This window comes from Mesorhizobium sp. M1227 (assembly GCF_040318315.1).
Lineage (GTDB): Bacteria > Pseudomonadota > Alphaproteobacteria > Rhizobiales > Rhizobiaceae > Mesorhizobium.
This window is the reverse complement of sequence record NZ_JAMYLZ010000028.1, coordinates 18,603-44,710: the sequence shown is the minus strand read 5'-3', so window position 1 is coordinate 44,710 and position 26,108 is coordinate 18,603. Positions and strand designations below refer to the sequence as shown.

General features: G+C 62.3%; 20 protein-coding genes. 12 read left to right on the top strand and 8 right to left on the bottom strand.

The annotated features are described in order from the left end of the window. Genes NKH28_RS25505 through NKH28_RS25495 form a run of 3 tightly spaced genes read left to right on the top strand, consistent with a single transcriptional unit; the run spans nucleotide 1 to nucleotide 4,204 of the window. On the top strand, nucleotides 1-1,134 hold the full coding sequence (locus tag NKH28_RS25505; protein ID WP_352473202.1) for an ABC transporter permease: 1,134 nt from the start codon (nucleotides 1-3) through the stop codon (nucleotides 1,132-1,134). A gap of 10 nt (nucleotides 1,135-1,144) precedes the next feature. Beyond that, complete coding sequence (locus NKH28_RS25500) at nucleotides 1,145-2,812, top strand: ABC transporter ATP-binding protein (RefSeq protein WP_352817371.1); 1,668 nt, start codon at nucleotides 1,145-1,147, stop codon at nucleotides 2,810-2,812. A 21-nt stretch (nucleotides 2,813-2,833) separates the two neighbouring features. Further along, complete coding sequence (locus NKH28_RS25495) at nucleotides 2,834-4,204, top strand: alpha-glucosidase/alpha-galactosidase (protein WP_031211901.1); 1,371 nt, start codon at nucleotides 2,834-2,836, stop codon at nucleotides 4,202-4,204. Nucleotides 4,205-4,230: 26 nt separating this feature from the next. Here the strand turns inward: NKH28_RS25495 and NKH28_RS25490 are convergent, their stop codons facing one another. Next, on the bottom strand, nucleotides 4,231-5,433 hold the full coding sequence (locus tag NKH28_RS25490; protein WP_352473205.1) for an ROK family transcriptional regulator: 1,203 nt from the start codon (nucleotides 5,431-5,433) through the stop codon (nucleotides 4,231-4,233). A 244-nt stretch (nucleotides 5,434-5,677) separates the two neighbouring features. Here NKH28_RS25490 and NKH28_RS25485 point away from each other — a divergent pair, with 244 nt between their 5' ends. The 7 genes from NKH28_RS25485 (at nucleotide 5,678) to NKH28_RS25455 (ending at nucleotide 14,600) form a co-directional block, all read left to right on the top strand. Continuing rightward, nucleotides 5,678-6,949, top strand: coding sequence for an ABC transporter substrate-binding protein (locus NKH28_RS25485; RefSeq protein ID WP_352473206.1), 1,272 nt, complete (start codon nucleotides 5,678-5,680; stop codon nucleotides 6,947-6,949). Nucleotides 6,950-7,020: 71 nt separating this feature from the next. Then, nucleotides 7,021-7,905 (top strand): carbohydrate ABC transporter permease, encoded by an 885-nt coding sequence (locus tag NKH28_RS25480; RefSeq protein ID WP_023677182.1) that lies wholly within the window; start codon nucleotides 7,021-7,023, stop codon nucleotides 7,903-7,905. Continuing rightward, complete coding sequence (locus NKH28_RS25475) at nucleotides 7,905-8,756, top strand: carbohydrate ABC transporter permease (protein ID WP_352452362.1); 852 nt, start codon at nucleotides 7,905-7,907, stop codon at nucleotides 8,754-8,756. Before NKH28_RS25480 ends, NKH28_RS25475 begins: the two co-directional genes overlap by 1 nt. 61 nt (nucleotides 8,757-8,817) lie before the next feature. Then, a complete protein-coding gene (locus tag NKH28_RS25470) occupies nucleotides 8,818-9,957 on the top strand; it encodes an ABC transporter ATP-binding protein (RefSeq protein WP_352473208.1) in 1,140 nt (379 codons plus the stop codon). 18 nt (nucleotides 9,958-9,975) lie between these two features. After that, the gene (locus tag NKH28_RS25465; RefSeq protein WP_352980693.1) at nucleotides 9,976-12,117 is read left to right on the top strand and encodes a beta-galactosidase; all 2,142 of its coding nucleotides are present in this window, start codon (nucleotides 9,976-9,978) and stop codon (nucleotides 12,115-12,117) included. 217 nt (nucleotides 12,118-12,334) lie between these two features. Further along, nucleotides 12,335-13,576, top strand: a complete 1,242-nt coding sequence (locus tag NKH28_RS25460; protein WP_352541731.1) for an acyl-CoA dehydrogenase family protein — start codon at nucleotides 12,335-12,337, stop codon at nucleotides 13,574-13,576. A gap of 7 nt (nucleotides 13,577-13,583) precedes the next feature. Further along, nucleotides 13,584-14,600, top strand: coding sequence for a phosphotransferase family protein (locus tag NKH28_RS25455; protein ID WP_352980708.1), 1,017 nt, complete (start codon nucleotides 13,584-13,586; stop codon nucleotides 14,598-14,600). Nucleotides 14,601-14,646: 46 nt separating this feature from the next. Here the strand turns inward: NKH28_RS25455 and ftsZ are convergent, their stop codons facing one another. Together ftsZ and NKH28_RS25445 are read right to left on the bottom strand one after the other, a co-directional pair. Continuing rightward, nucleotides 14,647-15,654, bottom strand: coding sequence for a cell division protein FtsZ (ftsZ, locus tag NKH28_RS25450; RefSeq protein WP_023677189.1), 1,008 nt, complete (start codon nucleotides 15,652-15,654; stop codon nucleotides 14,647-14,649). 221 nt (nucleotides 15,655-15,875) lie between these two features. Next, nucleotides 15,876-16,994, bottom strand: coding sequence for an NAD(P)/FAD-dependent oxidoreductase (locus tag NKH28_RS25445; protein WP_352743583.1), 1,119 nt, complete (start codon nucleotides 16,992-16,994; stop codon nucleotides 15,876-15,878). A gap of 166 nt (nucleotides 16,995-17,160) precedes the next feature. Between NKH28_RS25445 and NKH28_RS25440 the strand changes: the two genes are divergently transcribed. Further along, nucleotides 17,161-18,537, top strand: coding sequence for an aspartate aminotransferase family protein (locus NKH28_RS25440; protein WP_352743585.1), 1,377 nt, complete (start codon nucleotides 17,161-17,163; stop codon nucleotides 18,535-18,537). 87 nt (nucleotides 18,538-18,624) lie between these two features. Here the strand turns inward: NKH28_RS25440 and NKH28_RS25435 are convergent, their stop codons facing one another. The 5 genes from NKH28_RS25435 to NKH28_RS25415 all read right to left on the bottom strand — a co-directional run bounded on the left by NKH28_RS25435 (nucleotide 18,625) and on the right by NKH28_RS25415 (nucleotide 24,639). Then, on the bottom strand, nucleotides 18,625-19,737 hold the full coding sequence (locus NKH28_RS25435) for a nucleotidyltransferase family protein (RefSeq protein ID WP_352980692.1): 1,113 nt from the start codon (nucleotides 19,735-19,737) through the stop codon (nucleotides 18,625-18,627). A gap of 271 nt (nucleotides 19,738-20,008) precedes the next feature. Continuing rightward, a complete protein-coding gene (locus NKH28_RS25430; protein WP_352541678.1) occupies nucleotides 20,009-21,103 on the bottom strand; it encodes an alcohol dehydrogenase family protein in 1,095 nt (364 codons plus the stop codon). 9 nt (nucleotides 21,104-21,112) lie between these two features. Next, a complete protein-coding gene (locus tag NKH28_RS25425; RefSeq protein ID WP_352980691.1) occupies nucleotides 21,113-22,492 on the bottom strand; it encodes an aspartate aminotransferase family protein in 1,380 nt (459 codons plus the stop codon). Nucleotides 22,493-22,526: 34 nt separating this feature from the next. Continuing rightward, the gene (locus NKH28_RS25420) at nucleotides 22,527-24,020 is read right to left on the bottom strand and encodes an NAD-dependent succinate-semialdehyde dehydrogenase (RefSeq protein WP_352980690.1); all 1,494 of its coding nucleotides are present in this window, start codon (nucleotides 24,018-24,020) and stop codon (nucleotides 22,527-22,529) included. A gap of 127 nt (nucleotides 24,021-24,147) precedes the next feature. Beyond that, nucleotides 24,148-24,639, bottom strand: a complete 492-nt coding sequence (locus NKH28_RS25415; RefSeq protein WP_352473224.1) for an Lrp/AsnC family transcriptional regulator — start codon at nucleotides 24,637-24,639, stop codon at nucleotides 24,148-24,150. Nucleotides 24,640-24,721: 82 nt separating this feature from the next. Here NKH28_RS25415 and ehuR point away from each other — a divergent pair, with 82 nt between their 5' ends. Then, a complete protein-coding gene (gene ehuR / locus NKH28_RS25410) occupies nucleotides 24,722-26,107 on the top strand; it encodes a MocR-like ectoine utilization transcription factor EhuR (protein ID WP_352980689.1) in 1,386 nt (461 codons plus the stop codon). Nucleotide 26,108: the final 1 nt, after the last annotated feature.

Sequence of the window (26,108 nt, the reverse complement as noted above, 5' to 3'; positions counted from 1 at the left end):
ATGCTTGCTTTCGAGCCCTCGCTGCCGCCACTTGCCGAGGAACCGGCCAAGATCAAGCCGCGCGGCAATGAGAGTTACATCGCACTCGTCTGGCGCCGCCTGAAACGGTCCTGGACCGGCATGGCCGGGCTCATCCTGGTCGCGTTTCTGGTGCTGCTGGCGGTGTTTGCCGACTTCTTCGCACCGATGGATCCCAAGGTGACCGATGTCGGCTTCGCCCCGCCGCAGGTGATGAGCTTCCATGACAAGGACGGCAACTTCGTCTTCCAGCCACGCGTCTATGCCCTGGCGGATTCGGAAGACCTCGACCCGGTTACCTTCCAACCCGTCGTCGGGCCGGACTACGACCATCCGCGGCTGCTCGGCTTCTTCGTCAAGGGAGCGGAGTACAGACTGCTCGGCCTGCTTCCCGCGAACCGGCACTTCTTCGGCTCGACCGACGGCCAGCCGGTGCACTTCCTTGGCACCGACAAATTCGGTCGCGATGTGCTGGCTCGTGCGATCTATGGTTCGCGCATCTCGTTGATGATCGCATTGACCGTGGTCTTCATCGTCACCGTGATCGGCACGACGGTCGGCATGGTGTCGGGCTATTTCGGCGGCACATTCGACGTCTGGGTCCAGCGCTTCGTCGAACTGGTGCTCGCGTTTCCGCAATTGCCGCTTTATCTGGCGCTGACCTCGCTGGTTCCGGTGACGGCGCCGACGAATGTCTTCCTGGCCTTCGTGATCGTTGTCATGTCGGCACTCGGCTGGGCGCAGATGTCGCGCGAAGTGCGCGGCAAGACCCTGGCACTGGCGCGGATTGATTACGTTCGTGCGGCGATGGCGGTCGGCGCCACAGATGGCCGCATCATCATGCAACACATTTTTCCAAACGTGATGAGCCACGTGATCGTTGCGGTCACGTTGGCAATCCCCAGCGTGGTTCTGCTCGAATCCTTCCTCGGTTTTCTCGGCTTCGCGGTGAAGCCGCCGCTGATCTCCTGGGGCCTGATGCTGCAAGACACCGCGACGTATTCGGTCATCGGCACCTATCCCTGGATCCTCTCACCGGTCGGCTTCGTGCTTGTCACCGTCTTCGCGTTCAACGCGCTTGGCGATGGACTGCGCGATGCGGTCGATCCTTATTGAGCATGAGATGATGCAACACGCGCTCGTCAAATCCTTCGCACCGCCTGTCCGGCTCGACCATGACGGCCGTTCGGAAAACCCGGTCATTGATGCCCGCAACATCGCCGTCGATTTCAAGGTCGAACACGGCATGATCGAAGCCGTCAAGGACATCTCCTTCCAGCTCTATCGCGGCGAGACGATCGCCATTGTCGGCGAGTCGGGATCGGGCAAGTCGGTGACGGCGCGCACCGTCATGGGACTGTTGTCGAAGCGCGCAGTCGTGTCGCCGAAATCGACTGTCGAATACAACGGGGCCAACATCCTGAAATTTTCCGAGCGTGCGCGGCGCAAACTGCGCGGCGACCGCATCTCGATGATCTTTCAGGAGCCGATGAGTTCGCTTAACCCGATCTACACGATCGGAAGCCAGATCGTCGAGGCGATACGGGTGCATCGCAAGATGAGCCGCAGGCAGGCCGAAGCAAGAGCGCTCGAGCTGCTGCAGCAGGTACAGATTCCTGAGCCCCAGGCGCGGCTGAAACAATACCCGCACCAGCTTTCCGGCGGCCAACGCCAGCGTGTGATGATCGCCATGGCGCTGGCCAACGATCCCGATGTGCTGATCGCCGATGAGCCGACGACGGCGCTCGACGTCACGGTTCAGGCGCAGATCCTCAATCTCATCCGAAACCTGCAGAAGAAACTGCGCATGGCGGTGATCCTGATCACGCATGACCTGACCGTGGTGCGGCAGTTCTCCGACTATGTCTACGTCATGCAGCATGGGGAGATGCGCGAGCACAATGTGACGGAGAAGCTGTTCGCCAATCCGCAGCATCCCTACACCTGTCACCTGCTTGCCTCCGAGCCGCGCGGCCAGGCAAATCCGTTGCCGGAAGGCGCCGACGTTATTCTTGAAGCTAGGAATGTGCGCGTCTCCTTCATGCTGCGGCATGGCACGTTCATGAGGCCGGACCTGCGCGAACTCGTTGCCGTCGACAGCCTCAGCCTGACCCTTCGACGGCACGAGACGCTGGGTCTCGTTGGCGAATCCGGATCGGGCAAGACCACCTTCGGCGAGGCGTTGCTCAGGCTCAACACCACCGACAGCGGCGAGATCTATTTCGATGGCCAGCCGATCCATGGCTGCTCGCGGGCGCAGATGCGGCCGTTGCGGTCGCGCATGCAGGTCGTCTTCCAGGATCCGTTCTCGTCGCTCAACCCGCGCATGACGATCGGCCAGATCATCGAGGAAGGGCTGGTCGTCAACCGCATGGGCGCCACCAGGAACGATCGGATCGAGCGGGTGCGCGAGGCGCTGATCAGCGCCGGCATGCCCGGCGATATCCTCTCGCGCTTCCCGCACGAGTTTTCCGGCGGCCAGCGCCAGCGTATTGCGATTGCCCGCGCCGTCGCGCTCGAACCGGAATTCATCGTACTCGACGAGCCAACATCGGCGCTGGATCTCTCGGTCCAGGCGCAGATCATCGAATTGCTGCGCAAGCTGCAGCGCGAACGGGGCCTGAGCTACATCTTCATCTCGCACGACCTCAAGGTCGTGCGGGCGCTGTGCCACCGCGTCATCGTCATGCAGCACGGCAAGATCGTCGAAGAGGGGCCGGTCGACGAAGTCCTGTCCCATCCCAAGACCGCTTACACCGAACGGCTGGTCAAAGCCGCTTTCGAGGTAGCCTAATTGCTTATGCCGGAGGTTGTTGTGGCAAGAAATCCCAAGGTCGCTTTCATCGGAGCTGGCTCGACGGTGTTCATGAGGAACATCGTCGGCGACATATTGCAGCGTCCGGCTTTATCCGGCTCGACGATCGCGCTGATGGACATCAATCCGCAACGGCTCGAGGAAAGCGCAATCGTCGTCGGCAAGCTGATCTCGACGCTTGGCGTAAAGGCCAAAGCCGAAACCTATTCGGACCAGCGCAAGGCGCTGGCGGGCGCCGATTTCGTCGTCGTCGCCTTCCAGATCGGCGGCTACGAGCCCTGCACGGTAACCGATTTCGAAGTTCCGAAGAAATACGGGCTGCGCCAGACCATCGCCGATACGCTCGGTGTTGGCGGCATCATGCGAGGCTTGAGAACCGTGCCGCATCTCTGGAAGATCTGCGAGGACATGCTCGCGGTCTGCCCGCAGGCGATCATGCTGCAATATGTCAACCCGATGGCGATCAACACCTGGGCGATCGCGGAGAAATACCCCGACATCAAGCAGGTCGGCCTCTGCCATTCGGTGCAAGGTACGGCGATGGAACTGGCGCATGATCTCGATATTCCCTACGAGGAGATTCGCTACCGCTCGGCCGGCATCAATCACATGGCCTTCTACCTGAAGTTCGAGCATCGCCAGCCGGACGGCTCCTACCGCAATCTCTATCCGGATCTGCTGCGCGCCTACAGCGAAGGGCGGGCGCCGAAGCCGGGATGGAATCCGCGCTGCCCGAACAAGGTGCGCTACGAGATGCTGAAGCGCCTCGGTTACTTCGTCACCGAGAGCTCCGAACATTTCGCGGAATACACGCCCTATTTCATCAAGGACGGGCGCGAGGATCTGATCGAGAAATTCGGTATCCCGCTCGACGAATACCCGAAGCGCTGCATCGAGCAGATCGAACGCTGGAAGGGGCAAGCGGAAGCCTATCGCTCGGCTGACAAGATCGAAGTGGAGCAGTCGAAGGAATATGCGTCCTCGATCATGAATTCGGTCTGGACCGGCGAGCCGTCGGTGATCTACGGCAACGTCCGCAACAATGGCTGCATCACGTCATTGCCGTATAATTGCGCGGCCGAGGTGCCATGCCTCGTCGACGCCTCCGGCATTCAACCCACGTTCATTGGCGACCTGCCGGTGCAGCTCACCGCGCTGATCCGCACCAATATCAACGTCCAGGAGCTGACGGTCCAGGCGCTGATGACCGAGAACCGCGAGCACATCTATCACGCGGCGATGATGGACCCGCACACGGCGGCCGAGCTCGACCTCGACCAGATATGGTCGCTGGTCGATGATTTGCTGGTTGCGCATGGCGATTGGCTGCCGGCCTGGGCGCGTGGAGCGCGCAGCGTTCGAGCGGCCTGAGGCGCAGGGCTGTCTATTTCACTCGCCTATGCCGACCATAGGGCCGGCTTTGAAAGCGGAGCGGCGTTGCCGGCAGATGTTTCGAAATCAAAGAGCTTCTGCGTCACGAGTGCAGCCGCCCCTCTTGCCCAGGAATTGTCCTCCCAGTCCAGCAGCATTGGTGGTGCCGCGCGAAAGGTATTTTTCCCAAGCGTCAGCCGCATTGGGCCAAACAGCGCATCGCCAAACGACACGGCTTCACCACCGACGACAATGACCTCCGGGTCGGTGATGTTGACAAGATTGGCGAGATGCCGGCCGATGCCATGTCCCGCTTCCTCGAGAATGGCGACGGCTCGCGGTTCGCGGTCTGCCAAGGCTGCCATAAGGCTGACTTTGCTATCCGTTTCGTTGTGCCCCGTGGCTTCGCGCCAGGTGCGCAGGATCGCCGGCTCGGCGTAATAGGCCATCAAGCAGCCGCGCTTTCCGCACTCGCAAAGGCGGCCGTTCTCCTCATATGAGGTGTGGCCGAACTTGCCGGCGGCACCGTTCGCGCCGCGATAGAGTTTGCCATCGAAGACGAGCGCGCAGCCGATTCCGACGCCGATCGCCAGCACAGCCATATTGCGGTGCTGGCGTCCCAGGCCGAAGAGTTGCTGGGCAATGGCATAGGCATTGGTGTCGTCCTCAAGCCACACGGGGACGTCTACCAGTTCGGCCAGCATCGGGCCAAGGGGAACGTTGTCCCAGTTATAGCGATTGCTGCGGATACACACAGCCTTCTGGTTGTCTATGACGCCAGGCATTGAAATGCCGATCCCGGCAAGCTTGGCAGCGGGCCGATCGACAATGGAAATCAGCTCCGGTACCGCCTTGGCCAAGGTCGCTATGATGTGGTCGGGATCGCTGTCCGAGAGCTTGACGCGCAGAGAGCCCAGCGGATTGGTCGCAAGATCGGTGACCACGCATTCGACCGATCCGACCATCAGCTTGAAACCTATGGCAAGGCCGTTGGCATAGTTGATATCCACCGGGATAGGGCGGCGCCCAGCCGAGCCCACGACTGTCTTGCCTTCGATCAGCAGGCCATCCTCGATGAGGTCGGCCACGACGAAGGTGACCGCTGCCGGACTAAGGCCGGTAACTGACGCTATGTCGGCCCGGCTGCGCGCTCCTTCCTGCCGCAAGAGATTGAGGATCAGTCTGCGGTTCATCGCCCGAGTCGTGCTCGGGTCACCCTTGAGCTTCACGGATCCGCTTTCTTAATTTTGTAAATTAATTATTGCCTCTCGAGAAAACATATGCATAAGTTTGCCCGACTGTTCAACACCCGAACCGGGGGTCAGCGAAATTAATCCGGTTAGCAATGTCACCGCGCTCTGAAGGAGCGGGCAAGCATATTCCCTTGCCCGGGAGGGTGAGCCGTGCCGTTGAGAAGAACAACCGCGCCGGCCGGTGTGCCAGTAGAGAATTGACAACACGGGAGGAGTAACAATGACGTTCAAGTGGATTGAAAAGCCGTCGACGCGGCGCAATTTCCTGAAGGGAGCTGGGGGCATTTCCGCTGGAGCCCTCGCGGGCTTCCCGATGCCGGCACTCAGCCAGTCGAGCGAAGTCACCATCATTTCCGACGAAAACAATGCCGATGCCCTGCGGATCTTGCGGCGCATCGCGGCCGACTTCGAGAAGCAGTCCGGCACCAAGGTTGTGATCAACAATATGGATCACGAGGCCCACAAGACCGCGATCCGCAACTACCTTGTCGCCGGCGCGCCGGATGTCTGCTTCTGGTTCTCCGGAAACCGCATGCGCGCCTTCGTCACTCGCGGCCTGTTCGACGACATTTCGGATCTGTTCGAGAAGGAAAAGTACAAGGACGTGCTGGGTGCCACGACCGGTGCCGTCACTGTCGACGGCAAGCAGTATGGCCTGCCGACTGGCGGCACGATGTGGGGCATGTTCTATCGCAAGGACGTCTTTGCCGAGCACGGACTGACGGTGCCGGCGACCTGGGACGAATTCCTTGCTTACGGCCAGAAGTCCAAGGCTGCCGGCCTTATTCCCGTCAGCATCGGCACCAAGGAACTCTGGCCGGCGGCCGGATGGTTCGACCAGATGAACCTGCGGATCAACGGTCTCGACAAGCACTTTGCCTTGATGAATGGCAAGATGGCTTACACCGACCCGGCGCTGACGCCTGTTTTCGACCACTGGGAAGAGCTGATCAAGCAGGGTTTCTTCACACCGGATCAGACGTCGTTCGGCTGGCAGGAGGCCGGCGCCTTCCTCGCCCAGAAGAAGGCCGGCATGATGAACCTCGGTGCCTTCGTGAAAGCTACTTTCCCTGAGCAGGATCTCGAGCAGCTGACATTCGCCCCTTTCCCGAAGATTGACGGCGCCCTCGACCGCTACGAAGAATTCTCGGTCAATTCGGTCCACATCCCGGCCAACGCCAAGAACAAGGCGGGTGCCCGCGAGTTCCTCGCGTTCTTCTACCAGCCGGAAAATTTCGGCCCTTATCTGGAACCCGGCGGCAACGTTCCGCCGCGCAACGACCTTCCGGCCAGCAAGGACCCGCTGGTCAACGCGGCTGTGGAAAGCCTGAAGACGGTGGCCGGCACGTCGCAATATTACGACCGTGACACCGATCCCGACATGGCCCAGGCCGGCCTGGTCGGCTTCCAGGAATTCATGGCCAAGCCGGAGCGCCGGGACGCCATTCTTCAGCGTCTCGAGGGAACCCGTCGCCGGATCTTCAAGATCTAGCGCCTCCCAGCGGAGGGGAGCGGGGTTCGTACTCTGCTCCCTGATGCTTTCCGTGAATGAGGTCTCCCAAAATGACGAAGCTTTGGCGCCGCCATCGCTGGTGGCTGACACCGACACTTCTGATCCTGCCAGCCGCTGTGCTGTTTTCCGTCGTCATTCTGGCATCTGCGGTCGAGAGCCTGTGGATCAGCCTGCACGAATGGGACGGCTTCAGCCCGATGGTCTGGATCGGCCTCGGCAACTACCGCGAACTGTTCGCCGACCCGCAGTTCTATGTTTCGCTGAAGAACAATCTGATCTGGTTGGTGATGTTCATGCTGGCGCCGCCGCTCGGCCTCGCCATCGCGCTGCTCGTCAACCAGAAAATCCGCGGCATGCGCCTGCTCAAATCGCTGTTCTTCATTCCGCTGGTGCTGGCTTCGGTTGCCGTCGGCGTTGTCTTCACCTGGGTCTATACGCCGGAATTCGGACTTCTCGCCCTGATCTTCCGCACCTTCGGCGCGACCGCCCCGGCAGTGCTGTCGGATGAAAACTTCGTCACCTTCGCCGTCGTGATCGCAGCGTTGTGGCCGCAGATCGCCTTCTGCATGGTGCTCTATCTCGCCGGCCTCAACAATCTCAGCGAGGACCTGATCGGCGCCGGGCGGGTCGACGGCGCCAGGGGCTGGAACATGCTGCGCCACATCGTGTTGCCGCAGCTGACGCAGGTCACCTTTATCGCCATCGCCGTCACTGTTGTCGGCGCACTGCGTTCCTTCGACATGGTCTCGGTGATGACCAGCGGCGGCCCCTTCGGTTCGTCCGAGGTGCTTGCCTATCAGATGTTCGAGCAGTCCATATTTTCCTACCGCTTCGGCTATGGCGCGGCCATTGCCTCGGTGCTGTTCGTGATCATGGCGGTCTTCATCGCCTGGTACCTGACGCGGATGATCCGCGCCGATGAAAGAGGCGGCTGATGTTTCCCCGCCCGATTCCCGAGACTGCTATTTGGCAGCGTGGCCTCTATGTCGTGCTGGTGGTCGGCATCCTGATTGTCTGGCTGGCGCCGCTCTTTGCCATCATCCTTACCTCGTTCCGCTCTACACAGGATGTCATGGGCGGCAATCTGTGGGGCTGGCCGACCCAATTCGGCCTGGTCGACAACTACACGGCGGTCTTCACCCAGACGCCCATGGCCCGCTACTTCCTCAACAGCCTGACGATCACAATCCCCTCGGTGATGGGCGTTCTCATCTTGAGCACGCTCGCCGGGTTCGTGCTCGCCCGTTACCGGTTTCGCGGCAATATGCTCGTCTTCGCCCTGTTCGTCGGCGGAAACTTCCTGCCGCACCAGATCATGATGATCCCGGTGCGCGATCTCATGGTGCGGCTCAACCTCTACGACACGATGGCGGCCCTGATCATCTTCCATATCGCCTTCCAGACCGGGTTTGCGACACTGTTCATGCGGAACTTCATCGCCGCCTTGCCGGGAGAACTGTTTCAGGCCGCCAGGGCCGAGGGCGCGACGCCGTTTCAGACATTGGTACATGTCGTGGTCCCATTGGTGCGGCCGGCTCTCGCGGCGCTGGCCATCCTGCTCTTCACCTTTATCTGGAACGATTATTTCTGGGCGGTCGTGCTGACCATCAGCGATACCGTCAAACCGGTAACCGCCGGCCTCGCCAACCTGCGCGGCGAATGGGTCTCGGCCTGGAACCTGATCTCGGCTGGCACCATCGTCGTGGCTTTGCCGCCGGTTGCCATGTTCTTCCTAATGCAGAAGCACTTCATCACCGGCCTCACCATGGGAGCGGTCAAGGGATGAGCGACCATGACTTCAAGGCGTCGCCCACCCGATCCGAAACTGATTTCGCAAGCAGGGCTCCATGACCAGTCTTGAACTCCGGCAGATACAAAAGAATTATGGCAGCTACCACGCGCTGCGCGGCATCGATCTCAGCGTCGAACAGGGCGAGTTCATTGTCACCGTCGGGCCGTCCGGCTGTGGCAAGTCAACGCTGTTGAAGATCATCGCCGGGCTTGAAACCGTCTCGACCGGTAAGATTCTGATCAACGGCCGTGATGTCACCACCACCGAGCCGGGTGAGCGCGGCATTGCCATGGTCTTCCAGTCCTATGCGCTTTACCCGCATATGACCGTCGCCGAGAACATGGGTTTCGGCCTGCGCATGGCGCATCGCCCCAAGGCCGAGATCGATGCCGCCGTGCTGCGAGCCGCCAAGATCCTTCGCATTACCGACCAGCTCGACAAGCGGCCGAAACAGCTTTCCGGCGGCCAGCGTCAGCGAGTGGCGATCGGCCGTGCGATAACCCGCTCGCCCGACGTGTTCCTGTTCGACGAACCATTGTCCAACCTCGACGCAGCGCTGCGCACGCAGATGCGCGTCGAGCTTTCCGATCTGCACGCCAGGCTCGGCGCCACCATGGTCTATGTCACGCACGACCAGACCGAGGCGATGACAATGGCGAGCCGTATCGTCGTGCTCAATCGCGGCTCGGTCGAGCAGGTGGGCGCTCCGCTCGAACTCTACCGCAATCCGGCCAATCTCTTCGTCGCGGGCTTCCTCGGCGCACCCCGGATGAATTTTTTCGAAGTGACCGTCGCCGCTGTCTCCGGCGGTGCCGCCACGCTGTCGACCGCCGGTCTTTCTCCTTTGACTGTCGAACTGACGGAAGCGGCATCCGTACAGGTCGGCGATAGGGTGACGATGGGGATTCGGCCGGAGAGCATCAGCTTGGCCGCGGAAGGGACAGCGAGTTTTGCAGGACGGGTGCGGCTGGTCGAGCATCTCGGCCGCGAGACCATCCTCTATGCCGACGCGGGCCCGCTGCAATGCGTCAGTTCCGAAAGCGGCAGCGGCAACGTCACCGTCCAGATCGGCCATGCGAGTGCCGTCGCTGCCGACGCGACCGTCGGCTTCAAGGTCGAGCCGCGTGACGTCTATCTCTTTTCCTCTGTCGATGAGCGGACAATCAGTGCCCGCAAATCCACCATCACCGACTGATCTGCAGGAGTATCCTTCGTGAACAAGACTTCAAGAGGCCGCGCCCTGTCGGTCTGGCGCACGATCCAGACCGACCGCTTTCTGGTCGGCGCGCCGCACTATCCCGAACATGTGGACGAGAGTTACTGGGACAACGACGCCCGGCGCATGGCCGAGGCCGGCTTCAACGTCGCCCGCCTCGGCGAATTCGCCTGGCACATTTTCGAACCGCGTGAAGGCACCTTCGATTTCGACCTGTTCGACCGGGCAATCGAGCGCCTCGCGCGTCACGGCGTCAACACGATCCTGTGCACGCCGACCGCCACCCCGCCGCGCTGGCTGACGGCAAAACATCCGGAAATCCTGCGGCTTGATGGAAATGGCCGGTCGATGGGCCACGGCTCGCGCCAGTATGCCGACACCAGCAGCCCGGTGTTTCGCGACTACAGCCGCAAGATTACCAGGGCGATGGCGGACCACTACCGCGACAACGCAAATGTCATCGGCTGGCAGACCGACAATGAACTCAACACCAGCATGCCGGAATCCTATTCGCCGTCGGCATTGAAGGAATTCCAGGCTTACCTTCAGGAAACCTACAAGACGATAGACAGGCTGAACTTCGCCTGGGGTGGCGATTTCTGGGCGACGGCTTACGGCGATTTCAGCGAAATTGTCTTCCCGCTGGATTTTTCCCCGTCCTTTCCCGGTCCCGGTCACCTCCAGGACTACCACCGTTTTCTCGCCTTTTCGACAGCACGGTTCCAGCACGACCAGGTCGAGATCCTGAGAAAAGCGAATGCCAGTTGGTTCATTTTCCACAATCTCGGCGGATTGCGTGACATCGACTTTCGCGGCCAATTCTCCACCGATCTCGACTTCGTCGGCTACGACATCTATCCGTTCCTCTATGACGAGTTCTTTCGCCTAGGCAACCACGCCAAGATCCAGGCGCTGCATCTCGACATCTGCAGGGGATTTTCCGGCAACTACATAGTGCCGGAACAACAGTCGGGTTTTGGCGCCCAGCCGGGCTTCTGCACGCTGACGCCGGAGCCAGGCGAAATGCGACGCATGGCGATGTCGTCGGTTGCGCGTGGCGCCGATGGGATCATGTTCTTCCGCTGGCGTCCCGCACATTTCGGCGCCGAGATATACTGGATGGGCATCATAGACCATGATGATGTCGCTCGCCGCCGCTATGACGAAGCCAGGCAGTTCGCCACCGAGATGACGGCGCTTAAAGACAAGATCCTGGGCACCCATGTGCGGATGGATGTCGGCATCGCCGGCTCGGACTTCGACAATCAGGAAGCCCACAAGACCTTCCCCATCGGCCTGCCAAGTCCGCAGGATGATGCAATCTTGCTGCATCAGTATTGCTATGACCGCGGCATCGCCTGCGGCTTCATCCACCCGGAAGACGATCTGTCGAAGCTCAAGGTGTTCTACGTGCCGCATTGGGTGATCTGGAAGGACAGCTGGACCGAGCGGCTGCAAGTCTTTGCCGAAAATGGCGGTACCGTCATCATCGGCGCGCGCACTGGAACCCGCGACGAAAACAACCACGTCATCCGCGAGACAGCGCCGGGCCGGTCGCTGTCGAAGTTGACCGGCGTTCGCGTCGAGGATTTCGGGCGGCTGGCGGCACCTGGGGCCAATGGCCTGTTCAATACGATGTCGCGCTCCGGCGGGCTCGTCATTCCTCCCGACAGACCGGCCGAATCCAGCCGCCGTATCCGTCGTTTTACCGTCGGAAACCACGAGGTCGATGCCGGTTATTTCTATGAGAACCTCGCAGTCGAACCGGAAGTCGAAATTGTAGGGGTTTGGTCGAACCGCTACGCGGCGGGAACGCCTGCAATTACCTCCCGCGCCGTCGGCAAGGGCCGTGTGCTCTATGTCGGCACTTATCTAACCCCGGAGCTGACAGCTCAACTCGCTACGCGCACTTTCGTCGATGCGAATGTGGAGCCTCTGGTTCCGGATCTGCCGGACGGCGTCGAGGTCACGATGCGCGAGAATGACGAACGCCGGCTGCTGTTCGTGCAAAACGTCAAAGACACGCCCGTTTCGGTAACCGGCGTTCCCTTCGGCAGCAACCTGCTCGATAGCGAAGGACCCGTCTCCGGAGTGTTGACGCTGGACGGCTATGGCTGCGCTGTCCTCGAATTGATCTGAGCATTGTCGCGGACGTTAGCCATACGAAGCCTGAGTACTCCTGGAATTCGACCGCCATCGGCAGCACGCCGGCATCGATGCGTATCGAACCGGCGCTTTGAACGTGCGCAAGGAACGGCCGGCGAACTGCTGTTGCTCGCATTCAACGACGGCAGTTACACTACCGGCGCGACCATCGGAGCCGATGGCGGCATCTCGTTTCATCCTTGTGAGCGCCATGAATTTCGACATTTCCGTCCGAACCGAGGCCTTCCGCAGCCGGATCGCCGATTTCGTCGAGCGCGAAATCCTGCCGCTCGAGGCTGACAAGGCTTGCTATGACGGCCATGGCAATATTGCGCTGCCGCTGCTTGAAACGCTGCGCGGCAAGGCGAAAGCAGCCGGCCTGTGGTGCCTGCAGCTCAAACCCGAGACCGGCGGGGCCGGCCTTTCCAAGGTGGATATGGCCGTCTGCTATGAAGAGATGAACCGCTCGATCTTCGGTCCGGTCGTGTTCAATTCCGCGGCCCCCGACGATGGCAATATGATGATGCTGGAAGGGTTGGGAACGCCTGAGCAGAAGCAAAGATGGCTGAAACCGATCGTCGAGGGCAAGGTGCGCTCGGCTTTCGCAATGACGGAACCGCATCCGGGCGGCGGCTCCGACCCGTCGATGATCATGACCAGAGCCGAACGGCGTGGCGACAGATATGTCGTCACAGGCCGCAAATGGTTCATCACCGGCGCGCAAGAGGCGAGCCACTTCATTCTCATTGCGCGCACTTCGGACGATCCGCGTCACGGCCTTTCGGCCTTGCTGTTCCACAAGGACCAGCCGGGCTGGCGGATCGTGCGGCGCATCGAAATCATGGGACCGGAAGAACATGGCGGCCATTGCGAGCTGGAGTTCGACGGCCTGGAAGTCCCGGTCGAGGACGTGCTTGCCGGCGAAGGCAGCGGCCTCCGGGTTACCCAGGTCCGGCTCGGTCCGGCGCGGCTCACCCATTGCATGCGCTGGCTCGGTCTTGCCAAGCGCTGCATCGAGATCGCGCGCGCCTATGCCGCCGAGCGTAGCGGTTTCGGGCAGCTTTTGGCCGACCGTGAGAGTATCCAGCTGATGCTCGGCGACCTTGCCATGCGCATCGAGATCGGGCGGCTGCTGGTGATGAAGGCGGCCTGGGAGCTCGATCGCGGTGGCTTTGCCCGCAAGGAGGTCTCCATGGCCAAGATCCAGGTCGCCAACGTGCTGCATGACGCCGCCGACGTGGCGATCCAGATCAACGGCGCCCGCGGCTATTCGAAAGACACTGTACTCGAATGGATTTACCGCTACGCCCGCCAGGCTCGCCTGGTCGACGGCGCCGACGAGGTCCACAAGATGGTGCTCAACCGCTTTCTCAACGAGGAAGGTGCGGGCTTCTGGCGCTGGCATGTCGAAGCCGGCAGACAAGACGAAACAGGTCGCGGCGGGAACCGCTGAGCCGGCAATGAGGATGGATTTCGATCCGGTACGCCTGGAGGATTTTCTGAGAGCGCATTTTGGCGATGGCCAAATGTCGCTTGAGCGGATCGTCGGCGGCCAATCCAACCCGACCTATTTCGTCGACTATGGCGGCCGCCGCATGGTTCTGCGCAAGAAACCTCCGGGACCGATCCTGCGCGGCGCTCATGCGGTCGATCGCGAGTACCGGGTGATCGAGGCGCTAGCATCGACAAAGGTGCCGGTGCCGCGGCCGGTGCTCTATCACGACGGCGACGAGCCGCTCGGCACGCCGTTCTATCTGATGCAGCGGCTCGACGGCCGGGTGTTCCACGATGGCGCGTTGCCGGGACTGGCGCCGGACGAGCGGCGCGGCATCTATTTCGGCATGGCCGAGGCGCTGGTAAAGCTGCACGCAGTCCGGCCGGAAGAGGTTGGGCTCGGCGACTATGGCCGTCCCGGGAACTATTTTGAGCGACAGATCGCGCGCTGGACCAGACAGTTGCGGGAATCGCCGAGTGAGCGCATTGCCGCGCTCGAAGCCGTCGCCGAATGGCTGCCGCGACATCTTCCGCCAGATGACGGCCACGTTTCGATCGCGCATGGCGATTTCCGTCTCGGCAATCTCATCTTCCATCCCGAGCGGCCCGAGGTGATCGGCATACTCGACTGGGAGTTATCGACCCTCGGCCATCCGCTTGCTGATCTCGGCTTCTGCTCGATGCCCTGGCATTCCTCATCGGACGAATATGGCGGCATCCTCGGCCTTGATCAGGCAGCCCTCGGGATTCCGACACAGCGCGAATTCCTCGATCATTACTTCGCCCACGCCGTGCCGACGGCGCCGCTCCAGCGGTTCCATCTGGTGTTTGCCATGTTCCGCTTTGCCGTGATCTTCGTCGGCATCGCCGACCGCGTGCTGGCCGGCAGCGCGGTTGCGGCCGATGCGGCCGACGTGGCACCGCTGGCCGGCCGTTTTGCTGCACGCGCCATGGAAGTCATCGACGGCGCGCGGCCGTGGTGACGCGAGGCTGGCAAACAGCTGAGCGAACCGCACGCGATAACGCTGTTCAGTTCATGCGAACTTCCGGTTCGGCAAGCAGTGGAATCTCCAGGCCACGCCGCAAGCCGGTCGCCACGACCGATACCCTGAATTTTCCGGCGAGTGCCTTGTCGAAGATGGCGCCGACGATGATGTCGGCATCGTTGTCGACCTCCTCGCGGATGCGGGTAGCGGCTTCGTCGACCTCGAACAGCGTCATGTCCATGCCGCCCGATATCGAGACAAGGACGCCCTTGGCGCCCATCATCGAAGCTTCGTCGAGCAGCGGGTTGGCGATTGCCGCTTCCGCTGCCTTCTTGGCGCGGCCTTCTCCGGCGGCTTCGCCGGTTCCCATCATGGCGCGGCCCATGTCGCGCATCACCGACTTCACATCGGCGAAGTCGAGATTGATCAGGCCTTCCTTGACGATCAGATCGGTGATGCAGCCGACACCCGCATAGAGGACCCGGTCGGCCATGGCAAAGGCGTCGGCGAACGTGGTTCTGGCGTCGGCGATCCTGAACAGATTCTGGTTGGGAATGACGATGACGGTATCGGCGCTTTCGCGCAGGCGCTCGATGCCCTCATCGGCAGCGTACATGCGGCGCCTGCCTTCGAAGACGAATGGCTTGGTGACGACGGCAACGGTCAGTATTCCGGCTGCCCGCGCTGCCTGTGCTATAACAGGCGCGGCACCAGTGCCGGTTCCGCCTCCCATGCCGGCGGTCACGAAGCACATGTGCGTTCCAGCAAGGTGATCCATGATCTCGTCGATGGATTCCACGGCCGCGGCACGGCCGACCTCGGGCAGGGACCCGGCGCCGAGACCTTCGGTGATATGAGCGCCCAACTGGATCAGCCTCGTTGCCTTCGACATGGCAAGGGCCTGGGCATCGGTGTTGGCGACGATGAATTCCGCGCCCTGCAGGCCTTCGGCGATCATGTTGTTGACGGCGTTGCCGCCGCCGCCGCCGACCCCGACGACGGTGATCTTGGGCCTCATCTCCGAGATTACCGGCCTCGTCGCGGTGTTCATTGCCGTTCTCCCTGGATACGCCGAGTGGTCGCTGGAAGCTTGTCCCGGGCGCACTGCGAAAACTCTGAACCGGGCAGTGCGAATCAGGACAGCCCAGAATGCAGGGAATCAGAGCGCGGAGCGGGCTGCAAGTGCGCGATGTGCCTCATAGGCGACTTGCGTCTGAAAGTTCACGCAATGCGCCTTGATACAGTGCAGATCATGGCGCGTGGCGCCGCACGCTACAACTTCGGCGCGAGGCACTGCGCGACATGGTCGGCAATCGTCAGGCAGGAGGTCAGGCCGGGGCTTTCGATGCCGAACAGATTGACCAGGCTATCCACGCCGTGCACCGCCACGTCCTGGACGACGAAGTCGGCATTGGCCTCACCGGGACCGGACAGTTTTGGCCGGATGCCGCTGTAAGCGGGTTGCAGGCTGCCATCGGCCAGGTCCGGCCAGTATTTGCGGATCTCGCTGTAGAAGCGCTCGCCACGAGCCGGGTCGACGCGATAGTCGAGTTGATCGGTCCATTCGACGTCCGGCCCGAAGCGGGCGACGCCGTCGAGATCGAGCGTCAGATGAACACCGAGCCCGCCGGGTTCGGGCACCGGATAGACCAATCGCGAGAAGGGCGCCCGGCCGGCCACCGAAAAATAATTGCCCTTGGCATAATGGAGCTTTGGCACGAATTGCTGATTGAGCCCTTCAAGCGAACCTGCAAGTGCTGCCGCGCCAAGCCCGGCGGCATTGACGAAACGCGGAGTGGCGATCTCGAAGCGCTCGCCGCCGGCAGCGTCCACCGTCTCGAGCACGACGCGGCCTGCTTCGATGCGGCCGGAGGCGATGCGCGTGTTGAGACTAAGTGCCGCCCCGTGCTCCTCGGCGTCGCCCAACAGGGCGAGCATCAGGGCATGGCTGTCGATGATGCCGGTGGCGGGCGACAGCAGCGCCGCCGTGCACTTAAGGCTGGGCTCCAGCGTATGCGCCTCGGCATCGCTCAAGCGCAACAGGTCGCCGGCGCCGCAAGCGCGTGCATTGGCCCGGATTGAGGCGAGCACCGGCTCCTGTTCGGCATTTGTGGCAACGATGACCTTCCCGCAGCGCGCGTGCGGGATCGCCCGCTCCTCGCAATAGCGATAGAGTCTTTCCCGGCCGGCCACGCAGAACCGGGCTTTCAGCGATCCAACCGGATAGTGGAGGCCGGCATGGATGACCTCGGAATTGCGCGAACTTGTCCCGGTGCCGATAGCGCTCTCGGCTTCCAGGACCAGCGTATCGATGCCGCGCTGCGCCATCTCTCGCGCGATCGCCAGGCCAACAACGCCGGCGCCGGCGACAATGCAGTCGACATGGTCCACGGTTAGGTCAAGCCGAAGTTCTGCATGCGTCCATCCATCCGCTGGCCCTGTCGAAAGCGCTTGACACTATACCGTTCGAGAAAGATGCATCAAACGGCATAACGCACGGGGACCTGCTGAGCCGGACCGGCGGCAGGACTGTTCCGCGTGCAGCACAGGAGCCGTCATGGACGCAAGACCGAATTCACCCGAAGCCCGCGACATAAGCTTTCACATGCATGGCTATACGAATGCGCGCAAGCATCAGGAGTCGGGGCCGCTCGTCATCGAGAAGGGCGACGGCATCTATGTCGAGGACCTTGCCGGCAACCGCTATATCGAGGCGATGGCGGGGCTCTGGAGCGTCGCGGTCGGCTTTTCGGAGAAGCGGCTGGTCGATGCGGCAGTACGGCAAATGTCGAAGCTGCCTTACTATCACGATTTCGGCTCCAAATCGCATTCGCCGCTGATCGATCTCGCCGAGAGACTGGTGCAGATGGCGCCGGTACCGATGAGCAAGGCGTATTTCACCAATTCCGGCTCCGAGGCCAACGATACGGCCATGAAGATGATCTGGTACCGGTCGAATGCGCTCGGCCAGCCGGCGCGCAAGAAGATCATCAGCCGCAAGAAGGGCTATCACGGCGTCACCATCGCCTCGGCGAGCCTGACCGGACTGCCCAACAACCACACTTCGTTCGATCTGCCGATCGCCAATGTGCTGCACACCTCGACGCCGCACCATTGGCGCGAGGCGCTGCCGGGTGAAAGCGAAGAGCTGTTTTCGACGCGGCTTGCCGACGAGCTGGAAAAGCTGATCCTCGCCGAAGGACCGGAAACCATCGCCGCCTTTTTCGGCGAACCGATCATGGGCGCCGGCGGCGTCATCGTTCCGCCGGCCGGCTACTGGGAGAAGATACAGGCGGTGCTATGGAGATACGACATCCTGCTCATTGCCGACGAGGTGATCTGCGGCTTTGGCCGAACAGGTGAGATGTTCGGCTCGCAGACCTTCGGCATCAGGCCCGACATCATGGTGCTGTCGAAGCAGATCTCTTCGTCCTACCTGCCGATCTCGGCCCTGCTGATCAACGAGAAGGTATTTGAGCCGATCGCCGACGAAAGCAACCGTATCGGCACCTTCGGCCACGGCTTCACCGGCGGCGGCCATCCTGTTGCGGCAGCGGTCGCGCTCGAGAACCTGAAGCTGATCGAGGAGCGCGACCTTGTCGGCAATGCGCGTGCGGTCGGCGCGCATTTGCAGAAGCGGCTGCGCACGCTCGCTTCGCACCCGCTTGTCGGCGAGGTGCGCGGCGTCGGCCTGATCGCGGCGGTCGAGCTGGTCAGCGACAAGGCGAACAAGACGCCGTGGGGCACGGTTGGTGCCTTGGGCGGACTCGTCAACGGCTTCATGCAGCAGAACGGCGTCATCTCGCGCAATATGGGCGATGCGCTGGCTTTCTGCCCGCCGCTGATCATCACCGAGCCGCAGGTCGACCAGGTGATCGACGCGTTTGAACGGTCGCTCGAGGCTGCCGCCAAGCAGGTCCGATCGCAGAGCTGAATAGGCAAAGTCGATTTTGAAACCTGAAAACAAAAACGCGTCGGCGACGGCTGGCAGAAGGTTACCCTCCACACCCGTTGCTGCCGTTTAGTCTCCGTGCTTTGTTTTCGCAGATGAGCCGCTGAATCCTTCCAGTTCCTCGCCGATTCCTGAAAGTGCGTTGACGATCGTCGCCTCGACGTCGCCACGCTGTTTCTGGGGAATCAAGCCAAGTCCTTTTTGTATCGCTTCACGCCAATGTTTCCCCCTGTCCCACGCTTCCGAAAACGCGATGGCGAGATCGTCCTGGCGACGGGTAGCTTCCAGTGCCTCGACCAGAAGTGCTGCCTGGTGGACATCCTTTTCCCGCTTGCCCACGCCGTTTGCGTTGTTCTGTCGGCGCGAGGCAACGATCAGCTTGTGAACCGCATATCGTCCGGGCGACGGTACCACGACAGGCACTCCCGATCGATGCAGCAGCACAGTTCTGATTGGTTCGTGGATCAGGAAATCGAGAAACCGAAGAGGCTGCGCGGATGCACCGCCCAAAGACGGCATCGAGGTTGCATGATCGGCGTAGTCATCGCTGCCCGTGTTCGGTGTAAGGAACTCGACCTTGTATCGGACTGCGTTCTCGAATTGCGTCGCGTGTTCGGGATCTGATCTGTGAGGGATTTCCCTGAAGGTTGGGTCGATCTCCCTCAAGATTTCGAGGATGGGCGGCAGGCTGTCCTCGACCGCGGCCGACACGGAATGGAATAGGGCGAAGTCTGCATCGCCCGTCTGCAACGCTGCACCGGGCAGCTTCACGCCCAGATAGCCCGCGTAGGACTGAAAGGCGACTGTGCCGACCAGGACGCCGCGCAAGCGGAAGATGCCAGCCTTCCCCAGCGCCTCGACGACATCCCCGGTGAACCTTTCGGGTTCTGTCAGCCCTGCCTCGCGCACGAGCGTGGATACCAGCTTCCTGCGGGCGCGGAGGTCGTCCTTGATCTGACGGAAGGATTCAACGCGTTTTGCAATCTCGGGATCGCTGTCAGGCCCGACATACCGTCGCGTCTTCGTCGGCTGCGTTTCCTCGAAATACCAGTATACCTTGCCCTTGACGGGCACCTTGACGAGATTGCCCGTCGTAGGGAAATCCGTTTCGAAGACTGCGTCCAAGGATCGCTGGACGAGTTCCGCATACATCGTGCGGTAAACGAGGTCGACCGTCTTCATGTCAGGCGGCTCCGGTTATAAGAAAAATGCGGTTCTCTTATAGCGGCATGACCTCAAGGGACGCAAGCGGAAGTTATAAGAAAATCGCGAAAACCTATAACACCGCAGGAGAGGGTCAGGAATCCTTGTTGCCGGCGTGCAGCCAAATCAGAATGGGTTTTGCTCATTCAGATAAACAAAGCCATCACGAAAACGCTGCTTGGATGTGGCGCTCGACCTCACCGCGTCCGCGAACGGCCCGAGCCTGTCATAGGCGTTTTTGGTCGACGCGCTATTTTGGCGACGCATCCGGCACGACGACCAGCTTGCCAACGAAATCCTTGGTGATGAAATCGGCCTGGGCGCGATGGAAATCGGACAGCTTGTAGACGCCGCCGACCAGCGGCCGGATCTTCTTGTCCTCGATGTAGCGCACGATGCGGCGGAAATCCGCGCGTGTGCCCTGGCTTGAGCCATGCAGTTGCAGCTGTTTCAGGTACATGGTGCGCAGATCGAGCTGCACGACCGGGCCGGCAATCGCGCCGGCCGTGGTATAGCGGCCTTCCGGCCTCAAGATGCGCAGGAGGTCGTTGAAGATCGCGCCGCCGACCAGGTCGGCGACCACATCGATTGGCCGCCCGCCGGTCGCCGCGCTGACGGCGGCCGGCAGATCGGCAACGCCACGGGTGATCACCGCCTCGGCGCCGATCTCACGCACGGCCTGTTCCTTGCCCTTGCCGGCAACCGCATAGGGAATGGCGCCGCGCGCCCGCGCCAGCTGCACGATGCCGGAGCCGACGCCGCCAGAGGCGCCGGTGACAAGCACACGCTCGCCGGCTTTCAATGCGGCGCGTTCCAACATCTGCTCGCCGGTGAGATAGGCGCAGCAGAAAGTGGCAAGCTCGACATCGCTCAGATCGGTGTCGACGACATGGGCGTTTTCGGACGGTACTGCCTGGTATTCGGCATAGCCGCCGTCGCGGCCATGGCCCATATAGTCGATGTCGGCGAGTGAATCGTCGTCGCGATTGTAGATGGAGAAATCGACCATCACCCGCTCGCCGATGCGGGCCGGCGACACGCCGTCGCCGACGGCAATGATGTTGCCGACCGTGTCGGTGCCCTGGATGCGCGGGAAGCTCAGCGTATTGCCCTGACGACGCCAGGTCGACACAGCGGCGGCATCCTCCTCCGTGCCATAGGCGCCCTGGCGCACCCAGACATCGGTGTTGTTCATGCCGCAAGCGGTGACCTTGACCAGCACCTCGCCCCGGGCGGGCGAGGGCACTTTCACGTCGGTGCGGTAGACGAGCTTTTCCGGTCCGCCGTGCCCGATCAGTTGCACGGCGGCCATGGTGGCGGGGAGGGTCTTGGTCATGGCATTCATGTCGGCTCTTCAGATATTTGCAAACACGCTCTTCACCGCGTCGGCCGTCCTCGACACGACGATATCGGCCTCTTGCCGCGTCAGGCAGAGCGGCGGCGCGAAACCGAGAATGTCGCCCTGCGGCATGGCCCGGCCGATGACGCCGCTTGCCGCAAGGGTGGTCGCGACCTGCGGCCCGATTTTATGCGAGGCGTCGAAGAATACGCGATCGTTCTTGTCGGCGACGAACTCGATCGCCGCCAGCATGCCGTCGCCGCGCACCTCGCCGACGTTTTTGTGGCCGCCGACAGCTTTCGTCAGCTCGGCGCGGAAATAGGCGCCGGTCTCGCCGGCGTTCCGCACCAGGTCCATCTCGTCGATCAGTTCCAGGTTGGCGACGCCGGCGGCGACGCAGATCGGATGCGCCGAATAGGTCCAGCCATGACCGAGCGAGCCGAGCTTGTCTGAACCCTGCACCAGCACCTGCCAGACCTTGTCTGACACGATGACGCCCGACAGCGGCGCATAGGCCGAGGTCAGGCCCTTGGCGATCGTGATCAGGTCGGGCTTGATGCCGTAGTGGTCGGAGCCGAACATGGTGCCCAGCCGGCCGAAGCCGGTGACGACCTCGTCGGCAACCAGAAGCACGTCGTATTTCTTCAGCACCGCCTGGATCTTCTCCCAGTAGCCGGCCGGCGGCGGCACGATGCCGCCGGTGCCGAGGATAGGCTCACCGATGAACGCGGCGACCGTCTCCGGCCCTTCGGCGAGAATCATCTCCTCGAGCTTGTCGGCACAGTGTTGCGAAAACTGCTCCTCGCTCAGCGAGCGGTCGGCACGGCGGAAGTAGTAGGGCGCCTCGGTGTGCAGGACCGGCGCACGCGGCAGGTCGAAGGCGTTGTGGAACAGGTCGAGGCCGGTCAGCGATCCGGTCATGATGCCGGAGCCGTGATAACCGCGCCAGCGCGAGATGATCTTCTTCTTCTCCGGCCGGCCGAGCACGTTGTTGTAGTACCAGATCAGCTTGATGTTGGTTTCGTTGGCGTCGGAACCGGAGAGCCCGAAATAGACCCTCGACATGCCCTGCGGCGCGCGGTCGATGATCATCTTGGCAAGCGTGATCGACGCCTCGGTGCCGTGCCCGACATAGGCGTGATAATAGGCGAGGTTCTTGGCCTGTGCGGCGATGGCGTCGGCGATCTTCTGACGGCCATAGCCGACATTGACGCAATAGAGGCCGGCGAAAGCATCGATGCTCTTGCGCCCGTTGTTGTCCCAGATGGTGACGCCTTCGCCGCCGGCGATGACGCGGGTCGGCGATTCACCCCGTGCATGCGTGCCCATATGGGTCGAGGGATGGAAGAAGTGATCGCGGTCCCAGGCGGCGAGTTCGTTTGACTGATCGAGCATCTTTTTACTCCTGAGGAAAAGTGTCGGGCGCGGCTTACGCTACGTCGAGGCAGAGATATTTGAGATCGGTAAAGGCTTCGAGGCCGTGACGCGAGCCCTCCCGGCCGATGCCGGACTGCTTGACGCCGCCGAACGGGATCGGCGCGCCGGTGATCCTGACGCGATTGATGGCGACCATGCCATAGTCGAGCGCGCGGCCCATGCGCAATTGCCGGCCGCCGTTTTCAGTGACGACATAGGCGACCAGGCCGTACTCGGTGGCATTGGCGCGGGCGGCGACTTCCTCTTCGCTGTCGAAGGGCGTCACGGCCGCAACCGGACCGAAGGTCTCCTCGCGCATGATCAGGGCGTCGTCGTCAACATCGGCCAGCAGCGTCGGCTGGTAGAACAGCGGCCCGGCAGGATGGCGCTTGCCGCCGGTCAGGCAACGCGCGCCTTTGGCGAGCGCATCGGCCACCTGCTCTTCGATCTTCTTGACGCCGCGCTCGTGCATCAACGGTCCGATTTCGGTGTCGTCAGCCAGGCCATTGCCGGTCCGCAATGCCTCGACGCGTTTGGCGAAAGCAGCGCAGAACCGATCGTAGAGCGGACGCTGGACATAGATGCGGTTGGCGGCGAGGCAGTCCTGGCCGGAGGTGGCAAATTTGGCGTCGACGGCTATTCTCACCGCCTTGTCGAGATCGGCGTCGGCAAAGACGATCAACGGCGCATGGCCGCCAAGCTCCATGACCAGCCGCTTCATCGTCGGCGCACTCTGCGCGGCGATCAACCTGCCGACCTCGGTCGAGCCGGTGAAGCTCATGGCGCGAACGCGCGGGTCTTCGCACATCCGCCCGACGATGGTCGAAGCCCTGCCGGTGAGGACGTTGAACACGCCAGCCGGCAGGCCGGCACGTTCGCCAAGCTCGGCCAGCGCCAGTGCCGACAGCGGCGTTTCCGAGGAAGGATGCGCGACGATGGTGCAGCCGGCGGCAAGGGCGGCAGCCGCCTTGCGGGTCAGCATGGCCGCTGGAAAATTCCACGGCGTGACGACGCCGACGACACCGAGCGGTTCGCGTCGCACCACCATCTCGGCATTTGGCAAATGGCTGGTGACGCTTTCGGCGTTGAGACGTTTGGCCTCCTCGGCATACCACTCGACAAAAGAGGCTGCGTAGTCGATCTCGCCGCGCGATTCCTTCAGCGGCTTGCCTTGTTCGAGCGTCATCAGCAGGGCCAGGTCATTTTTGGCGGCGACGATCAGATCGAACCATTTTCGCAAGATTTTCGACCGTTCCTGCGGCAGCAATGCGCGCCAGGCAGGAAAGGCGCGCGATGCCGCATCGATCGCCAATGTCGTCTGCCGGGCATCGAGCGCGGCAACGAAAGCGACGGTGGATCCGGTGGCCGGATCGGTCACCTCGAAACTCTCCGCGGTCTCGCTCGCCGTCCAGTGGCCAGCGACATAGGCGAGTTCGCGCAGCAGCCGTCGGTCGGCGAGGCGGTCAAGTGCTTCATGGCGCTGCGAGCGGGCAAAATGTGCGGACATCATCGGGCTCCCGGTTCGGGTGATGCCGCAAGACTATCTCTGCCGCGCAAACAGAGAGGCTGTTTGCGTGCCTGCACGTAGAGAGATTGTCTCTATTGCACCGAGCGCGCAGACGATCTCTCCGGTATCAGGAAGATGCCGGCAACAGGTCCGCCACCGGCAGCACACTCTCCTCCTTCACCGTCTTGGTGACGATATATGTGAAATAGCGGTCGATGCCGATCTCGCGTTCGAGCAGAGTGTCGACCAGCCGCTGATAGGCGTCGATGTCGCGCGCCATCACCTTCAGCAGGTAATCGACGCCGCCGCCGACAGACCAGCAGGCGACGATCTCGGGAATGTCGCGGATGACGCGCTCGAAACGGTCGAAATCGGCCTGGCGGTGGCTGGCAAGCGTCACCTCCATCAGCACGGTAGCGACCGGCGAGATGGCGCGCATGGCGATCCTGGCATGGTAGCCCGAGACGATGCCGGCCTTTTCCAGCTTGCGCAGCCGCATCCAGCACGGCGTCGGCGACAGGCCGACTTTCTCGGCCAGCGCCAGCTTGGTGATGCGCCCGTCGCGCTGGATGGCGTCGAGTATTTTCAGATCGATCGGATCGAGTTTCGCTGCAGCCATGATCGCCCACTTCCGGTGCCGGACACCATGACGGCGCATTATTTCGATTGTCAATTGCACTGATTTCGATCTCTAATAAGTCATGACATTTTGGCGACCAGATCCCGCTCTTATCCGGCGGCCGGCCTATCAATCGCTCGCCGACCAGTTCGCGCGCGCCATTCATGACGGGCGCCTGGCCAATGGCGCGCGCTTGCCGACGCACCGGCAACTGGCCGACGATCTGCAACTTTCCGTGCAGACGGTCAGCCGCGCCTACGAGGAATTGATCCGCCGCGGGCTGGTTTCCGGCGAGGTCGGCCGCGGCAGCTTCGTGCAGACGCAGCGCCGCGAGCCGGAGCCGCCCTATCTGCCGGAGCGGCTGGGCGAGCTCATCGACCTCTCCATCCTGAAGCCGGTCTGCGAACCGATGCATCTGGAGCGGCTGAGGCAGGCACTGGGCTGGCTCGCCGAAAACCTGCCGTCGAGCTCGGCGCTGTCGTTCAGGCCGAACATGGTGTTCCCACGCCACCGTGCGGTGGGTGTCGAGTGGCTGCGGCTCTGCGGCCTCGACGCGTCGCCGCAGAACATCAGCCTGACCAACGGCGCCACCGCCGGTATGACGGTAGCGCTGATGAGCGTAGCGCCGCCCGGTTCGACCGTCGCCACCGAGGCGATCGGCCACCACACGCTGATCCCGCTGGCGCGTTATCTCGGCTTCAACCTCGAGGGTTTGCCGATCGACGACAATGGGCTGATCCCGGAAGCGCTCGACGAGGCCTGCCGGCTGTCCGACATCCGCGCCGTGTTCGTGCAGCCCTCGGTGATCAACCCGACGGCAACGCTGATGGATGCCGCCCGGCGCGAGCAGATCGCTGCGGTGGCGCGCAGGCACGACATCGCCATTATCGAAAACGACGTGCTCGGCCCGCTGGTCGAGGACCGTCCGCCGCCGGTCGCGGCGTTTGCCCCCGAGCGCACGCTCTACGTCACCTCCTTTACCAAGATCGTGGTGCCGGGCCTGCGCATCGGCTATCTCGCGGCGCCCGATCGTTATGTCGCCGCGGTCGCCAATCGCCATCTCGTCTCGAACTGGATGGCGACGCCGTTGGTGGCCGAGATCGCCACCAAATGGGTGACCGACGGCACCGCGATGGAACTCGTGCGATGGCAGCGCCTGGCTTTGCGGCGGCGTCTGGACATAGCCGCCGAGGTGCTTGCCGGAGTGGACTATCGGGCTCATCGCGACGGGCTGCATGTCTGGCTGCAACTGCCCGAGGATCGCGGCGAGGAAAGCTTTGTGTCCCAGGCGCGCCTGCAGGGCGTGGCGATTGCGCCCGGTACGTCGTTTCGCATTTCGCAGATGCCTTGGCATCCAGCTGTCCGGATTTCGCTTGGCTCGACCACGGAGGGGGAACTGCGTGCCGGTCTCGGCGTTGTCACCAAGCTTCTGCTCGGCGATCCCGAGCATCTCCTGCTTGCCATCTAGG

Coding starts and splice junctions, on each gene's coding strand:
- ehuR (WP_352980689.1), top strand. CDS start 24,722: ATGACATTTTGGCGACCAGATCCCGCTCTTATCCGGCGGCCGGCCTAT.
- NKH28_RS25435 (WP_352980692.1), bottom strand. CDS start 19,737: ATGAAGACGGTCGACCTCGTTTACCGCACGATGTATGCGGAACTCGTC.
- NKH28_RS25460 (WP_352541731.1), top strand. CDS start 12,335: ATGAATTTCGACATTTCCGTCCGAACCGAGGCCTTCCGCAGCCGGATC.
- NKH28_RS25425 (WP_352980691.1), bottom strand. CDS start 22,492: ATGCTCGATCAGTCAAACGAACTCGCCGCCTGGGACCGCGATCACTTC.
- NKH28_RS25470 (WP_352473208.1), top strand. CDS start 8,818: ATGACCAGTCTTGAACTCCGGCAGATACAAAAGAATTATGGCAGCTAC.
- NKH28_RS25420 (WP_352980690.1), bottom strand. CDS start 24,020: ATGTCCGCACATTTTGCCCGCTCGCAGCGCCATGAAGCACTTGACCGC.
- NKH28_RS25455 (WP_352980708.1), top strand. CDS start 13,584: ATGAGGATGGATTTCGATCCGGTACGCCTGGAGGATTTTCTGAGAGCG.
- NKH28_RS25475 (WP_352452362.1), top strand. CDS start 7,905: ATGTTTCCCCGCCCGATTCCCGAGACTGCTATTTGGCAGCGTGGCCTC.
- NKH28_RS25440 (WP_352743585.1), top strand. CDS start 17,161: ATGGACGCAAGACCGAATTCACCCGAAGCCCGCGACATAAGCTTTCAC.
- NKH28_RS25480 (WP_023677182.1), top strand. CDS start 7,021: ATGACGAAGCTTTGGCGCCGCCATCGCTGGTGGCTGACACCGACACTT.
- NKH28_RS25430 (WP_352541678.1), bottom strand. CDS start 21,103: ATGAATGCCATGACCAAGACCCTCCCCGCCACCATGGCCGCCGTGCAA.
- NKH28_RS25505 (WP_352473202.1), top strand. CDS start 1: ATGCTTGCTTTCGAGCCCTCGCTGCCGCCACTTGCCGAGGAACCGGCC.
- NKH28_RS25415 (WP_352473224.1), bottom strand. CDS start 24,639: ATGGCTGCAGCGAAACTCGATCCGATCGATCTGAAAATACTCGACGCC.
- ftsZ (WP_023677189.1), bottom strand. CDS start 15,654: ATGAACACCGCGACGAGGCCGGTAATCTCGGAGATGAGGCCCAAGATC.
- NKH28_RS25485 (WP_352473206.1), top strand. CDS start 5,678: ATGACGTTCAAGTGGATTGAAAAGCCGTCGACGCGGCGCAATTTCCTG.
- NKH28_RS25500 (WP_352817371.1), top strand. CDS start 1,145: ATGCAACACGCGCTCGTCAAATCCTTCGCACCGCCTGTCCGGCTCGAC.